A 12,358-nucleotide genomic window follows, 5' to 3' on the forward strand; every position below is an offset into this window, starting at 1 on the left:
GACCGCCAAGACAGCCCTCTAGTCGCCGGATTCCGGGCCTTTCTCAACCTCAGCCTCGGGCACGCGTCGGGCCTGCGCGATGAACAAATTGATAACGCCGAGTAGACTATTTTCAGAGGAAATGGCGAGCCCGCTCGACGAGGACACCGTCAGGACGGTCCAGAACGGCCGTGCCACGCTGGGGTCGATGCTCCGCAGCGCACAGACGCACCTCCAGAAGGTGTTTATCGTCTTCGTCGTCGGGATGATCGGGACCATCATGGCCCTGCAGTACGGGGCCTGGGACCGCCTCCGGAACGACCTGCTGTACTCGCAGATGGACCTGACGACCCGCGAAGCGACGAGCATCGTCGCCGTCACGCCGTTCGACGTCATCCTGTTACAGGTGAAGATCGGTGCCGTCATCGGCATCCTCATGTCGCTGCCGTTGCTGATCTACTTCGGTCGCGACGGGCTCCGCGAGCGCGGTTGGTGGCCCGCAGACAAGATTCCGGTCTGGAAGGGGGCCGTCTTCACCGTGGTCAGCCTGGCGCTCTTCTTCGGCGGGGTCGCCTACGCCTACGAGCTGTTCTTCCCCCTGATGTTCGACTTCCTGGCCGGCGACGCGTTCAAGGCCGGGTTCACGCCGCAGTACTCCATCGTCAAGTGGTTCCAGTTCGTGTTCATGCTGGCGATCTCGTTCGGCCTGGCGGCCCAGCTCCCGCTGGTGATGACCGTCCTCTCGTACACCGAGATCGTCCCCTACGAGACCTTCCGCGACAAGTGGCGCCTCTCGGTGCTGGGCATCTTCGCGTTCGGCGCCCTGTTCTCCCCGCCGGACCCGTTCACGCAGATTATGTGGGCAGCACCGCTGTGTGGCCTCTACGGCATCAGCCTCGCGCTGGCGAAGCTGGCGATGCTCCTCCGTCGGTCCAGCGACCTCGTGAGCACGCGGACCGTTGCCCGCGAGCACTGGAACACCGTCCTGGGCGGCGCCGTGCTCGCCGGCGGCGCGGTGTACTACCTGCTCGCGACGCCCGCCTTCCAGTACGTCCAGGCGGTCGAAGCGGTCGCCGCACAGTACTCCTCGCGACTGACGGGGAACGTCCAGCCCCCGCAGTTGTTCGGCCTCCCGGCCGAGACGACGGCCATCGTCATCGCCGCACTCTTCGGCCTCGTCGGCGCCGTCGTCGTCCTCTACTACCACGTGCTGGGCGCGCTGTCGGCCAACGCCGGCAGGGGGCCTATCGGCGACCCGGCGGCCATCGACATCGGCGAGTTGAACGCGTCTGCAGTCGAAGTCGCACCCCCGGAGGTCTTCGAGGAGATGACCGAGGAGGAGGCGCTGGCGCACGCCGACACGGCGCTCTCTGCCGACGACCGGGACAAGGCCCAGATGATACTCGACCGCTGGGACATGGCCCACGAGGACGACGGCGAGGGCGGTGAGGGCGGCGCCGGTGTGGCAGGGAACGAGGACGACGCCGAGGACCAGGACGTCCTCACGTCGACCACCGCCGGGGTGTTCAACGCGTTCACCGAGGACGAGACCACCGAGGACGACATCGGCGGCTACTACTACGACATCCGCTTCATCCTGGACTCCCTCGCCTCCAAGGCGTTCTGGATTCTGGGCATCTTCGGCGCCGTCCTGGCCGGGGCCTTCCTCTTTCTCTACCAGGGCGGCATCGGCGAGATACAGCGGACGTTCGTCAGCCGGCTCCCGCCGGAGATGGCCCAGGAGGTCAACATCGTCACGTTACACCCCGTCGAGCACCTCGTGTTCATTGTCAAGTTCTCGACCATCCTCGGGGCCGTCTCGGTGATTCCGCTGGTGGCGTACTTCGCCTGGCCGGCGATGCGCGACCGGGGGCTCGTCGTCGGAAACCGGAACGTCCTGCTCGTCTGGGGCGGGACGCTGTTCGCCGCGCTCGTGGGCGGCAGTCTCGTGGGTTTCCTCTACGTCGCCCCGATGACCATCTCCGCCATCGCCTACGACCAGCTGCAGGCCAACATGGTCATCTCCTACCGGGTGAGCGACTTCGGCTGGCTCGTCTTCTTCCTCACCATCGGTATCGGCCTGCTGGCCGAGATTCCGGTGACGATGTTCCTGTTCCACCGCGGCGGCATCATCCCGTTCGAGTTGATGTACAGCCGCTGGCGCGAGGTGGTCATCGCCATCGTCACCATCTCCGCCATCGTCTCGCCGAACGGCATCTTCACGATGTTCATCGTCGGCATCCCCACCGCGCTCGCGTACCTGCTGGGACTCGGTATCCTGTGGGTGTACACGCTCGGCGGGCGACGGACGCCGAAACGGCGGAGCGAGCCCGCCGACTGACGGCGGTTCCCGTTATGACGCCCGGAAGCCCGGGAACGCTGGACTATTATAATACCCCAAGAATACCTACGTAATATGCCAAAGATAAGCGTCGAGGTGCCCGCCGAGCTGCTCGACGACCTCGACGAACACGTCGGTTCGGAGCGGAAGTTCGTCAACCGGAGTGAAGCCATCAGAGCCTCCATCAGGAAGACGCTCGACCAGCTCGACGACATCGACCAGCGGCAGGGACGACTCGACGATGAGTAGCGACTGGGACGGCGGCATTCGGGTCGCCCTCGTCGCCCTGTTCGTCACCTCGCTCGTCGTCGCCCAGGTGACCGCCTCGAAACTCCTAGCGTTCGGGCTGCCGTTCTCGCTGCCGCTGGCCGGCGACACGCTCGTGATGCCGGGCGCGGCGCTGGCCTACGCGCTGACCTTCTTCGCTTCCGATTGCTACGCCGAACTGTACGGCCGTCGGGCGGCGACGGTCGTCGTCAACGTCGGCTTCGCGATGAACTTCGTGCTGCTGGCGCTGGTCTGGAGCACCATCCTCGCGCCCGGCCTGCCGCCGGCGGCCCAGCCCGTCGACCCCGAAGCGTTCCGTTCGGTGCTGGCGGCCAGTACCGGCATCGTCGTCGCCAGCCTCGCGGCCTACCTCGTCAGCCAGAACTGGGACGTGTTCGTCTTCCACCGCATCCGCGAGTACACCGACGGCGAGTACCTCTGGCTGCGCAACATCGGCTCGACGGCCTCCAGCCAGTTGCTCGACACGGTCATCTTTATCGGCGTCGGCTTCGTCCTCTTCCAGGGCGTCCCGCTCGGTGCGGCGCTGTCGCTCGTAGTCGGCCAGTACGTCCTGAAGCTGCTCATCGCGCTGCTCGATACGCCCTTCGTCTACGCCGTCGTCAGATTCGCACGCGGCCAGCGAGAGGAGCCTGCTGCGCCAGCAGTTCAGTAATCTTACTCCGCGGGTGCCGCGAACGCGTACCGCGGTTTCACGTCGTCGATGCGCACGTCGAGCGTCTCGCCCTCTGCGACGTCGCTGACGAAGACGGTAAAGTTCTCCACCTTCGCGATACCGTCGCCCTCCTCGCCGATGTCCTCGATGGTCACCTCGACGACGTCTCCCTCACGGACCGGTGCAGTCAGGCGGTTCTTCGCGACGAGATAGAGCTCCGAAGAGGAGTCCCGCGAGGCGTCGGGCCGGACCTCGCGGACGTACTCGAACTCCGGTTCGATGTCGGCGATGAGGTCGTCTAAGTCCTGGCCGTCGAACACCTTCGCACAGAAGTCCCCCTCCGAGGCGAGCAGGTCGGTCGCGACCTCGAAGGCCTGCTGGACGAGGTGGACCGACCGGGCGTGGTCGAGGTCGTACTCGCCGGTCATGTTCGGTGCCATGTCCGAGAGGACCACGTCGACGGGGCCGCCCAGCGAATCGTCGGCCTCGACGCCGAGCACCTCGCGGATCTCGGCCTTGGTGCTGTCGTCGGTCATGTCCCCGCGGACGTAGTGGACCGTGGGCTCGGAGTCCTCGAGGGCCTCGATGCGCTGTCGGTCGACGCCGACGACGGTCCCGCGCTCGCCGACGCCCTCGGCGGCGACCTGCAGCCAGCCGCCGGGTGCCGCGCCCAGGTCGACGACGGTCCGACCCTCGCCGAGCAACCCGGCCGTCTCGTCGAGTTGCTTGAGTTTGTACGCCGACCGGGCGCGGTAGCCCTCCTGCTTGGCCCGGTTGTAGTAGTCGTCTTTCCCGCTCATTTGACCGGAGTAGTCCGTCGACGTGGTTATGGGTGTTGTTTCGCCGGGCACGGTCGCCGGATGCCGCGAGACGGCGAGTAGCGTGCCTCTCGGTCGTGGTGCTCCCCAAATTTCCACCACACGCGTGCGACTCGCGGCTCACTTCGTTCACCGCTCGTTCAACCGCGCGCTTCTCGGTCGCAGTGTTCGGTTGTCCCCATCGTGACACCACACGCGTGCGACTCGCGGCTCACTTCGTTCACCGCTCGTTCAACCGCGCGCTTCTCGGTCGCAGTGCTCCCTCGAAGCGCGCGTGCGCGTATTCAATGAGGGACTTTTTAACGGATGGGGGCGTAGCCCGGCCCAAGATGTTCAACGCCATCGTGAGCGCGGACACGCTCCAGGCGGCTCTCGACTCGGTGAGCGTGCTGGTGGACGAGTGCAAGATCCACCTGGAAGAAGACGGGCTGGAGATTCGGGCGGTGGACCCCGCCAACGTGGGGATGGTGGACCTGCGTCTCGAGGCGGCGGCCTTCGAGTCTTACGAGACCGACGGCGGCCTCATCGGCGTCAACCTCTCGCGACTGGAAGATATCGCTGGGATGGCCGACGCCGGTCAGGTCGTCCACCTGGAACTCGACGAGAAGACGCGCAAGCTCCACATCGCCATCGACGGCCTGGAGTACACGCTGGCGCTCATCGACCCCGACTCCATCCGACAGGAGCCGGACCTGCCGGACCTCGACCTCGCCGCGCACATCGTCATCGAGGGCAAAGACATCAACCGCGCGGTCAAGGCCGCCGACATGGTCTCGGACCACATCGCGCTGGGTGTCGACACCGCCGAGGAACTGTTCTACGTCGACGCCGAGGGCGACACCGACGACGTCCACCTCGAGCTCACCAAGGACGACCTCATCGACCTCACACCTGGGGACGCCCACTCGCTGTTCTCGCTCGATTACCTGAAGAACATGAACAAGGCCATCCCGAAGGACGCGGAGGTCGAGATGGAACTGGGCGAGGAGTTCCCCGTCAAGATGCACTTCAGCTTCGCCGAGGGCCAGGGCCGCGTCACCTACATGCTCGCCCCGCGCATCCAGAGCGAGTAGTCGGTCACCGATGGGGGTGACGCCACCGGGCGGGACGGACGACCCCGAAGTCTGTCGAATCGGGGAGCGGCAGGTCGCCTACGAGACGGGCGGTGATCCGACCGGGCGGCCCGTCCTCTTCTGTCACGGCACGCCGGGGTCGCGCCTGCTCGTCCGCCTCCTCGAAGGTCCCGCCGCCGAACTCGGCCTCCGCCTCGTCGCCCCTGACCGGCCGGGTATCGGCGCGTCCGACCCGTCGGACGGCGGTATCGAGGCCTGGACGGACGACGTGCGTGCGCTCTTCTCACACCTCGGTATCGACAGCGCCGAAGTCCTCGGGTTCTCCGGCGGCGCGCCATACGCGCTCGCCTGCCATCGGTTGCCGGCCGTCGACCACGTGACGCTGGCCGGCGGCGTCGGCCCACCCGCCGTCGGCGACGTGGGGCGGACACAGCGCGTACTGGAGTCCCTCGCCAGGACGACGCCCTGGTTGCTCGGGCCGCTGCTCCGACTGCAGCGACTGGTCCTCGCCCGCCGCGACCCCTCGGCGGCTCTGGATCTCCTCGCCGCACGGCCGCCCGACCATCGGAGGCTGACCGACGCGGAGGTCGCGGGACTGGTCAAGGCGGACCTGCTGGCAGCCACGGCCCAGGGCACCGCGACGCTGGTCGAAGCGTTCGCGACGCTCGGGCGGCCGTGGCCGTTCGCCCTCGGCGACGTTGAAGTGCCGGTCACCGTCGTCCAGGGCCGGCGCGACGGGAACGTCCCGCCGGAGACGGGCCCGGCGCTCGTCGAGCACCTCCCCGATGCCACGCACCGGCCTGTCGAGGCGGACCACCTCGGGTCGCTGCTGGCCAGCGTCCAGTACCTCCACGCCAGTCCGACGCACGTCTGACGTAGCGTTTTGTGGGTCGGCCACGAACCGACCCCCATGGAGAACCTCGGGGACGCCTACGATGGCCGCCGCTGGGAGGGCCGTGACCGCCGGCGAGTGGTCGCCGGGGTCGCACTCTCGGTCGTCGGTGCGCTGGCCGTCGTCCTCGCGATACTCATCGCCACCACGCCGCTTGCGGATTTCTTCGGCGCGACAGACATCCGCGCCGCAGAGAAACTCGCCGGGACCGTCGGTGGCCTGGGTATCCCGGCGATGTTCCTCGGCGTCGTCGCCGTCCTGCCGTCGAGTCGAGGCGAACAGGTCGGCGTGGCGGCGGGAGCCGGCCTCTGTCTGGCCGGGCTGGCGCTGTTCCAGGTGGCCTACCCCTACGACTGGACGACCGGCCCGCGGACGCTCGCCTTCGAGACGACGATTCTGTACTTCCTCGGCGCCTGCCTGGCGTTCTGGTTCGTCTTCACCGCGATGGCGAGCTTCCGGCTTCGGAACAACCCACAGGGCACAGTGCGGCTGGAACTCAAGCACAAGGGCGAGTCGAAGACGGTCCACGTCTCCCCCGAGGAGTACCGGCGCTACGCCGACGCGGTCCGCAGCGACGGCGGCGAGACCGAACAGGTCATCCGGGAGCTCGAGTCGCGACTCGAGGATTAGGCGCTCGACTGACCGGGGCCGCCCGACCCACTGTTCTCGTTGTTCGGGTTTCCTTCGTCATCGGTCTCAGTCTCTGTCGTGGTCTCCGTGGTCGTCGACGAGTCGTCGTCCGTCGCTGTCTCCGTCGACGACGAGGACTGTGCCGACGCGCCAGACGACTCGACCTCGTCGACTTCGACGTCCCGCCCGGCGACCCCGCTCTTGCTGATGACCGGCAGGAGGTTGTAGCCGTTCGACCCCCGCTTGACGACGTTGATGTCGAAGACGAACTCGACGGTCCCCTCGGCCGTCACCTCGAAGGACTTGGTTATCTGCAGCTTGTTGCTCGGGACCTTCACCGGGACTGCCTCGTCGTCGACGATACCTTCGACGTCCGAGACTGACAGTTCTATCTTGGCGTACCGGCCGGTCTCGAGCTCCCCGTCGAGGACACCGATGGCCTTGTCACCGACCACTTCGGTGAGGTCGACCGTCGGACTGTCGAGGTCGAACGTCTGGAAGCCGGCTTCGCTGTCGTCGTCCTCGCCGTCGTCGGACTCCGCCGCCACGTCCCCATCGTCGTCTTCGGTCGCTGTCTCCGACTCGTCGGTTTCGGTGGTCTCAGTCTCGGTCTCTGTTTCTGTGTCTATCTCGGTGGACGGCGTGCTCGTCTCTGTCTCGCCGTCGGTGTCGTCCGAGCTGGCTTCGGCCTCCTCGTCGTCCTCGTCTGCCGTCGCCCGGAACACGCGGGCGCTGTCGAACGTGACGTCCAGCGAGTCGAAGTCGTCGATGGCCGCCGGCCGGTCGCTGATGAGGAGCCGGAACGCGCCCGTCGACGCGGTGGCGCCGCCGTCGGAGTCGCCGCCCGACGCCTCGCCGTCCGTCGTGCTGCCGCCGTCTGTGGCCCCGTCGCCGCTCGAACCGCCACAGCCCGCGAACAGCGTCGCGCCGACTGCCGTGGTCGTGGTGAGGAATCTGCGTCTGTCCATACGCGTCTTACAGGAGACGAGCGGGATATAAGGGCCAGTTTGTTTACCATTTCATTGTCACTTGAACAGTGTGAACGCTGGACCTGAACGGTTTTACGGGTGAGGGCCGACCATCCGCCAATGGCAAACTCGAACGCGAAGGGGGACCGGCGCGAGCGCGAACTGGTCAACGCGCTCGACGAGGCCGGCTTCGCGGTGATGCGCGCGCCCGCCAGCGGCAGCGCCACCGAGCGGGAGCTCCCCGACGTGCTGACCGGTGACGGCGAGACGTTCTACGCCATCGAGGCGAAATCGAGCGCCGGGGACCCCATCTACCTCACCGGCGAGGAGGTCGAGGCGCTGCTCTTCTTCGCGCGGAACTTCGGCGCGAAACCGCGTATCGCGGTGCGTTTCGACCGCGAGGACTGGTACTTCTTCCACCCCGGCGACCTCTACACGACCGACGGTGGCAACTACCGAGTCAAGAAGGAGACTGCGCTCTCCGAGGGCATCGACTTCGAGGAGTTCGTCGGGCACTCCGAGAAGGTGACGCTGGACGACGTGGCCGACGACGACCCCGACCAGACGGTGCTCGACGTCCTCTCGGCGTTCGAGCGCGGCGACCTGACGAAAGAAGACGCAGCCGAGATGTTGTCGTAGCGAGAACCCGAGCGATGCGCGGTTCGAGCGTGACAGCAGCGGAGTAGGCCTAGCGTATTAATATGCCTGTTATATAAGACAGGTATTTGTACGTCACCGGTCTGTCTGTGGAGGTATGAGACAGCGTCTCCAGTGGACCGAACGGGTACTCGAGTTGAGTACGGAAGCGATCAACTGGCAGGTCCTCAGGGTCGTCGACGAACGCAGCCGGGAACGGGAGCTCGCGCTCCGAGACCTGGCAGTCGAGCTGTCGCCCGAGCCGACGACCGACCAATAGTGTCGGCACGGAACAGCGGAGAGGCGGCAGCAACCGACCTGCAGCCTCACTTGTGACGCTAGTCGACCAGCGCCGTGTCGTCGGCCCGGCGCAGTCGTGAGTGGGGGAACGAGTATCGACGCGGGCGGTCCGAGCGCAGTGCGTCGGTCAGATACGTCGCTTCGACCACGATGTCGTCGGTCGGGTAGCCGTCGTTCGTCTCGAACTCGGCGACCGTCTTGCCGACGGCCTCGACAAGCCACTCGTCGGCACGCTCGGCGGCGACGCCCACGACGACGATGTCGCCGGGGACGAGGCGGCAGGTCGGGCAGAGATGGGGCTCCACAGCGTCCACTGGGACGAACGTTACGGCGTCGCAGGCGTCACACCGCGCTCGCTGCTTGCCGGGCGGTGCGACCCGTCTGGCGGTTATCTCGATGGCGACGCGGCGGAGGTGCTTGCAGTGCTCGCCGCGAATCCGGTGGTCGGGGCAGGTACAGGTTCGATCGGTGAGGTCGACGACGTAGGTGTGGCCACTGGCGGTCGCGACGGCGTACGTGTCGTCCTCGCGGGGGCGGACTGCCATGGGCTCGGCCCACGCGCGGGCCGCGCGGTCGTCCATGTCCCGGAGGTCCGGTGCGAGTGCAGTGGGCCCCCGGTCGTCGGTGGGTTCGATGAGTGTCATAGCGGGCGGACACGGCTGTGTTCGTCGGTGTGTCCAGGTGAAACGTAGGTGCTCGACGGACCTAAATCGCTCGGCGGACCCGAGCGCCAGCCCCCGGAACTGGCGCTTCGACACCCTTTTTGCCGGGCCGGTGAAACCGCGGCGTATGGATATCGAGCGGGAGACTGCGCTGCAGATCGTGGTTTCGACGGTCGGCGTGGTCGCCTTTATCGCTGCGGCGGTCTACGTGGCGTCGACCTACTCGGTCGACGGGAACCTGACGCCCCAGGGCGGCATCGCCGTGGTCGGCGCAATCGGCGTGTTCCTCGTCGTCATGCTCATCGCGGGCCTGTGGCTCGAACGCCAGGACTTCTAGGCGTCTGCCTCCGCGTCGCCGTCGTCGTCTTGTTCCCGCCAGTCGACCAGTTCGTCCTCGTCGCTGTCGTCCAGTTTCTTCTCGTAGTAGGCCATCGGGTGCGAGATGGTCGCACAGAGGTCGTCCTTGTTGACGCAGTCGCCGTATGACTGCATCGTCGAACACGCCGGCGTCGAGTACTCCGTAGGGCTGGTATCCCCGCGGATGTGGTCGACCTGGTAGCGCGTGGCCTCCTCGCCGAACCCGGGGTTGACCTGGAAGATGTCGACGATCTCGTCGGTCGTCATCCCGATGCCCGACAGGAACGCCGCGATGGCGAACCGCGAGTGGTGTTCGAGGTGGGCGCCCTTCTGGACCTGGTCGAGCAGGTGCTGCATGCACGGCGGGAACAGTTCGGGGACGACGGTATCTATCTCGCGGGTCAGGTCGAGGTCAGCGAGCACCTCGCGGAGGGAGTCGACCTCGTCGTCGAGTTCGTCGGCGATGGCGTCGGGCACGTCGAACGGCAAGCCGTCCTCGACGCGGTGGCGGATGGCCTGTTTCAGCAGGACGTGGAGGTCGTCGGCCGGGATGCGGACCTGCCCGGCGGCGAGCGGCCGGTTGACCAGCCGCCAGCGGTCGCCGCGCTGGTCGGCGGCGAGGTCGAGGTAGGCCCCGACGTCGACGCGGTAGCCCGTCTCGTCCTCGTGGACCGAACGAGCGAGGTCGAACTCCGAGAGCAGGTCCGCCAGAGCGACGCGCTCGGACTGGGTCGACTTGAACTCGGTCGTCGCCTCGAACTCGGCACTAAAGCGCTCGCGGGCCGTCTCGGCCTCGGCGCGGGCGTACTTGCGGGTACAGACGTGCTCGTCGACGAGCGAGACCAGCACGCGAGCGACCGGGTACGAGAGCAGTTCGACGCGGGTGCGTCGGTGTGGCTCGCCCACGGTTCCGTCGAGGATAGCGTGTTCGACCCGCTCCACGGCCCGCTGGGTGACCGTCTCGTCGGTCGCGACGACCTCCCCCAGGTCGACGGCGGCCGCCTCGACGGCGTCGCGCGAGGCCTGGAGGAACGGGTAGCGTGCGTGGAGCGGCTGCATCGCCTCGGTGTTGCGCGCGGGGGCGAATAAAATTGCCGTCCCGACGTGGGCCGGTACCAGCGGTGATCGCCGACAGTTCCGTCACTGGCCGGCGAAGTAGGTCTCGGCCTGGGTCCCGGGACCGAGTTCGGTGAACGACGCATCGTCGCACCGATTGCACCGGAGCGGCGGCTCGACGTCCGCGTACGCGGTCCCACAGCCCTGGCACGTAAAGAAGCGGAGGCCCAGCACACTACCGGATAGGGAGCGGTAACGCAAATCTGCATCGGACTGTGAACGACGGCCTCGTTAGTCGACGTCGGTTGGGACGGGCACCTCTGTTCGACGGCCTCTACTGCTCGCGGTTCCCTTCGCTCCCCGCTGCGCGGTTAGGTGGGCCGCTCAATTCGTTCGCGCCCCACCCTACGTCCCGTGCTGCCAGGAGCCCATATACTCGGCCTGGGTCTCCGTCAACGAGTCGAACGCGACGCCCTCGGCCTCCAGTTTGATCTCGGCGACCTCCTTGTCCAATCTATCAGGAACGTCGTGGACGCCAGCGTCGTACGCGTCGCCGTTCTCGACCATCTCACGCACGCAGACGGCCTGAATCCCGAAGCTCTGGTCCATCACCTCGACGGGGTGGCCCAGTGCGATGGGCGTCGCGAGGTTCACCAGGCGGCCCTCGGCCAGCACGTTCAGGCGCCGGCCATCGGCCATCTCGTAAGCCTGGACGCCCTCGCGGGCCTCGTAGGTGTCGACGGCGAGGTCCGAGAGCGCGTCGAGGTCGACCTCGACGTCGAAGTGGCCGGCGTTGGCCAGCAGGACGCCGTCCTGCATGGCCTCGAAGTGCTCGCGGACGACGACGTCGCGGTTGCCCGTCGTCGTGATGAACACGTCGCCTTCCGCGGCGGCCTCGGCCATCGGCATGACGTCGTAGCCCTCCATGTGGGCCTCCAGCGCGCGGCGGGGCTCGACCTCGGTGACGACCACGTCGGCGTTCTGCCCGCTGGCCTTCATCGCGACGCCCTTCCCGCAGTGGCCGTAGCCGGCGACGACGACGGTCTTGCCGGCCCACGAGAGGTTCGTCGTCATGGCGATGCTCGCCAGGGAGGACTCGCCCGTGCCGTGGACGTTGTCGAACAACCGCTTCATCGGCGTGTCGTTGACCGCGAAGACCGGGTAGTCGAGTTCGCCGTCGTCGTCCATCGCGCGCAGTCGGTGGACGCCGGTCGTCGTCTCCTCAGCCCCGCCGACGATGGTGTCGATGAGTTCGGGGTAGTCCTCGTGGATGGCGGCGACCAGGTCCATCCCGTCGTCGACGGTGATGGTCGGCTTGTGGCCGATAACGGCCTCGATAGCGTCGTAGTACGCCGCGTCGTCGACACCGCGCTCGGCGTAGGAGGTAACGCCGTCGACGGCGTCCAGGGCGGCGCTCACGTCGTCGTGTGTCGAGAGCGGGTTACAGCCGGTGATGGCGACCTCCGCGCCGCCGACCGCCAGCAGTTCCGCCAGAATCGCCGTCTTGGCCTCGACGTGCATCGCCATCCCGATGCGCTCGCCGGCGAAGGGCTGGTCGGCCTCGAACTCCTCGCGCAACGCGCCACAGATGGGCATGTGCTGGGCCGCCCAGTCCATCTTCCGCCGGCCGGACTCGCGGGCCGACTCGAGGTCTGCAAGTCGCTCCGAAATGGGTGAAGTCATACCGAAAGGGAAGAACAGAACTC

At 67.0% G+C, this 12,358-nt stretch carries 15 protein-coding genes; 9 read left to right on the top strand and 6 right to left on the bottom strand.

Annotation, left to right across the window (positions count from 1 at the left end; translation table 11 throughout):
• Positions 1 to 121 precede the first annotated feature (121 nt).
• From tatC to P1L41_RS02645, 3 genes are all read left to right on the top strand, one after another.
• Entirely contained in the window at positions 122 to 2,320 is a 2,199-nt protein-coding gene (gene tatC, locus P1L41_RS02635; protein WP_276297323.1) for a twin-arginine translocase subunit TatC, read from the top strand.
• Between the two features lie 75 nt (positions 2,321 to 2,395).
• Complete coding sequence (locus P1L41_RS02640; RefSeq protein ID WP_276297324.1) at positions 2,396 to 2,569, top strand: ribbon-helix-helix domain-containing protein; 174 nt, start codon at positions 2,396 to 2,398, stop codon at positions 2,567 to 2,569.
• Complete coding sequence (locus P1L41_RS02645; protein WP_276297325.1) at positions 2,562 to 3,260, top strand: queuosine precursor transporter; 699 nt, start codon at positions 2,562 to 2,564, stop codon at positions 3,258 to 3,260. Before P1L41_RS02640 ends, P1L41_RS02645 begins: the two co-directional genes overlap by 8 nt.
• A 2-nt stretch (positions 3,261 to 3,262) precedes the next feature.
• Here the strand turns inward: P1L41_RS02645 and P1L41_RS02650 are convergent, their stop codons facing one another.
• Positions 3,263 to 4,060 (bottom strand): RlmE family RNA methyltransferase, encoded by a 798-nt coding sequence (locus P1L41_RS02650; RefSeq protein ID WP_276297326.1) that lies wholly within the window; start codon positions 4,058 to 4,060, stop codon positions 3,263 to 3,265.
• Positions 4,061 to 4,407: 347 nt separating this feature from the next.
• Here P1L41_RS02650 and P1L41_RS02655 point away from each other — a divergent pair, with 347 nt between their 5' ends.
• From P1L41_RS02655 to P1L41_RS02665, 3 genes are read left to right on the top strand one after another with little or no spacing between them, the layout of a single operon-like run.
• Complete coding sequence (locus P1L41_RS02655) at positions 4,408 to 5,151, top strand: DNA polymerase sliding clamp (protein WP_276297327.1); 744 nt, start codon at positions 4,408 to 4,410, stop codon at positions 5,149 to 5,151.
• A 10-nt stretch (positions 5,152 to 5,161) separates the two neighbouring features.
• Positions 5,162 to 6,025, top strand: coding sequence for an alpha/beta fold hydrolase (locus P1L41_RS02660; RefSeq protein ID WP_276297328.1), 864 nt, complete (start codon positions 5,162 to 5,164; stop codon positions 6,023 to 6,025).
• A 36-nt stretch (positions 6,026 to 6,061) separates the two neighbouring features.
• Entirely contained in the window at positions 6,062 to 6,673 is a 612-nt protein-coding gene (locus P1L41_RS02665; RefSeq protein WP_276297329.1) for a cell division protein CdpA domain-containing protein, read from the top strand.
• Here the strand turns inward: P1L41_RS02665 and P1L41_RS02670 are convergent.
• Positions 6,670 to 7,641 carry a DUF4382 domain-containing protein gene (locus P1L41_RS02670; protein WP_276297330.1) on the bottom strand — a complete coding sequence of 324 codons (972 nt, stop codon included), beginning with the start codon at positions 7,639 to 7,641 and terminating at the stop codon, positions 6,670 to 6,672. The genes P1L41_RS02665 and P1L41_RS02670 overlap by 4 nt on opposite strands.
• Positions 7,642 to 7,761: 120 nt before the next feature.
• Between P1L41_RS02670 and hjc the strand changes: the two genes are divergently transcribed.
• Both hjc and P1L41_RS02680 read left to right on the top strand, forming a co-directional pair.
• The gene (gene hjc / locus P1L41_RS02675) at positions 7,762 to 8,280 is read left to right on the top strand and encodes a Holliday junction resolvase Hjc (RefSeq protein ID WP_276297331.1); all 519 of its coding nucleotides are present in this window, start codon (positions 7,762 to 7,764) and stop codon (positions 8,278 to 8,280) included.
• Positions 8,281 to 8,395: 115 nt separating this feature from the next.
• Complete coding sequence (locus P1L41_RS02680) at positions 8,396 to 8,557, top strand: hypothetical protein (protein ID WP_276297332.1); 162 nt, start codon at positions 8,396 to 8,398, stop codon at positions 8,555 to 8,557.
• A gap of 58 nt (positions 8,558 to 8,615) precedes the next feature.
• Here the strand turns inward: P1L41_RS02680 and P1L41_RS02685 are convergent, their stop codons facing one another.
• A complete protein-coding gene (locus P1L41_RS02685; RefSeq protein WP_276297333.1) occupies positions 8,616 to 9,221 on the bottom strand; it encodes an SWIM zinc finger family protein in 606 nt (201 codons plus the stop codon).
• Between the two features lie 145 nt (positions 9,222 to 9,366).
• Between P1L41_RS02685 and P1L41_RS02690 the strand changes: the two genes are divergently transcribed.
• Positions 9,367 to 9,576: a DUF7472 family protein gene (locus P1L41_RS02690; RefSeq protein ID WP_276297334.1), complete on the top strand. Its 210-nt coding sequence runs from the start codon at positions 9,367 to 9,369 to the stop codon at positions 9,574 to 9,576.
• On the opposite strand, the gene priL is transcribed toward P1L41_RS02690, so the two are convergent.
• The 3 genes from priL to P1L41_RS02705 all read right to left on the bottom strand — a co-directional run bounded on the left by priL (position 9,573) and on the right by P1L41_RS02705 (position 12,335).
• On the bottom strand, positions 9,573 to 10,655 hold the full coding sequence (gene priL / locus P1L41_RS02695) for a DNA primase regulatory subunit PriL (RefSeq protein ID WP_276297335.1): 1,083 nt from the start codon (positions 10,653 to 10,655) through the stop codon (positions 9,573 to 9,575). The genes P1L41_RS02690 and priL overlap by 4 nt on opposite strands.
• 81 nt (positions 10,656 to 10,736) lie before the next feature.
• Entirely contained in the window at positions 10,737 to 10,886 is a 150-nt protein-coding gene (locus P1L41_RS02700; protein ID WP_276297336.1) for a hypothetical protein, read from the bottom strand.
• Positions 10,887 to 11,057: 171 nt separating this feature from the next.
• Positions 11,058 to 12,335: an adenosylhomocysteinase gene (locus P1L41_RS02705; protein WP_276297337.1), complete on the bottom strand. Its 1,278-nt coding sequence runs from the start codon at positions 12,333 to 12,335 to the stop codon at positions 11,058 to 11,060.
• Positions 12,336 to 12,358 lie beyond the last annotated feature (23 nt).

Origin of the sequence: Haloarcula ordinaria (genome assembly GCF_029338275.1) — an archaeon.
Classification (GTDB): Archaea; Halobacteriota; Halobacteria; order Halobacteriales; family Haloarculaceae; genus Haloarcula; species Haloarcula ordinaria.

Coding starts and splice junctions, on each gene's coding strand:
- tatC (WP_276297323.1), top strand. CDS start 122: ATGGCGAGCCCGCTCGACGAGGACACCGTCAGGACGGTCCAGAACGGC.
- P1L41_RS02640 (WP_276297324.1), top strand. CDS start 2,396: ATGCCAAAGATAAGCGTCGAGGTGCCCGCCGAGCTGCTCGACGACCTC.
- P1L41_RS02645 (WP_276297325.1), top strand. CDS start 2,562: ATGAGTAGCGACTGGGACGGCGGCATTCGGGTCGCCCTCGTCGCCCTG.
- P1L41_RS02650 (WP_276297326.1), bottom strand. CDS start 4,060: ATGAGCGGGAAAGACGACTACTACAACCGGGCCAAGCAGGAGGGCTAC.
- P1L41_RS02655 (WP_276297327.1), top strand. CDS start 4,408: ATGTTCAACGCCATCGTGAGCGCGGACACGCTCCAGGCGGCTCTCGAC.
- P1L41_RS02660 (WP_276297328.1), top strand. CDS start 5,162: ATGGGGGTGACGCCACCGGGCGGGACGGACGACCCCGAAGTCTGTCGA.
- P1L41_RS02665 (WP_276297329.1), top strand. CDS start 6,062: ATGGAGAACCTCGGGGACGCCTACGATGGCCGCCGCTGGGAGGGCCGT.
- P1L41_RS02670 (WP_276297330.1), bottom strand. CDS start 7,641: ATGGACAGACGCAGATTCCTCACCACGACCACGGCAGTCGGCGCGACG.
- hjc (WP_276297331.1), top strand. CDS start 7,762: ATGGCAAACTCGAACGCGAAGGGGGACCGGCGCGAGCGCGAACTGGTC.
- P1L41_RS02680 (WP_276297332.1), top strand. CDS start 8,396: ATGAGACAGCGTCTCCAGTGGACCGAACGGGTACTCGAGTTGAGTACG.
- P1L41_RS02685 (WP_276297333.1), bottom strand. CDS start 9,221: ATGACACTCATCGAACCCACCGACGACCGGGGGCCCACTGCACTCGCA.
- P1L41_RS02690 (WP_276297334.1), top strand. CDS start 9,367: ATGGATATCGAGCGGGAGACTGCGCTGCAGATCGTGGTTTCGACGGTC.
- priL (WP_276297335.1), bottom strand. CDS start 10,655: ATGCAGCCGCTCCACGCACGCTACCCGTTCCTCCAGGCCTCGCGCGAC.
- P1L41_RS02705 (WP_276297337.1), bottom strand. CDS start 12,335: ATGACTTCACCCATTTCGGAGCGACTTGCAGACCTCGAGTCGGCCCGC.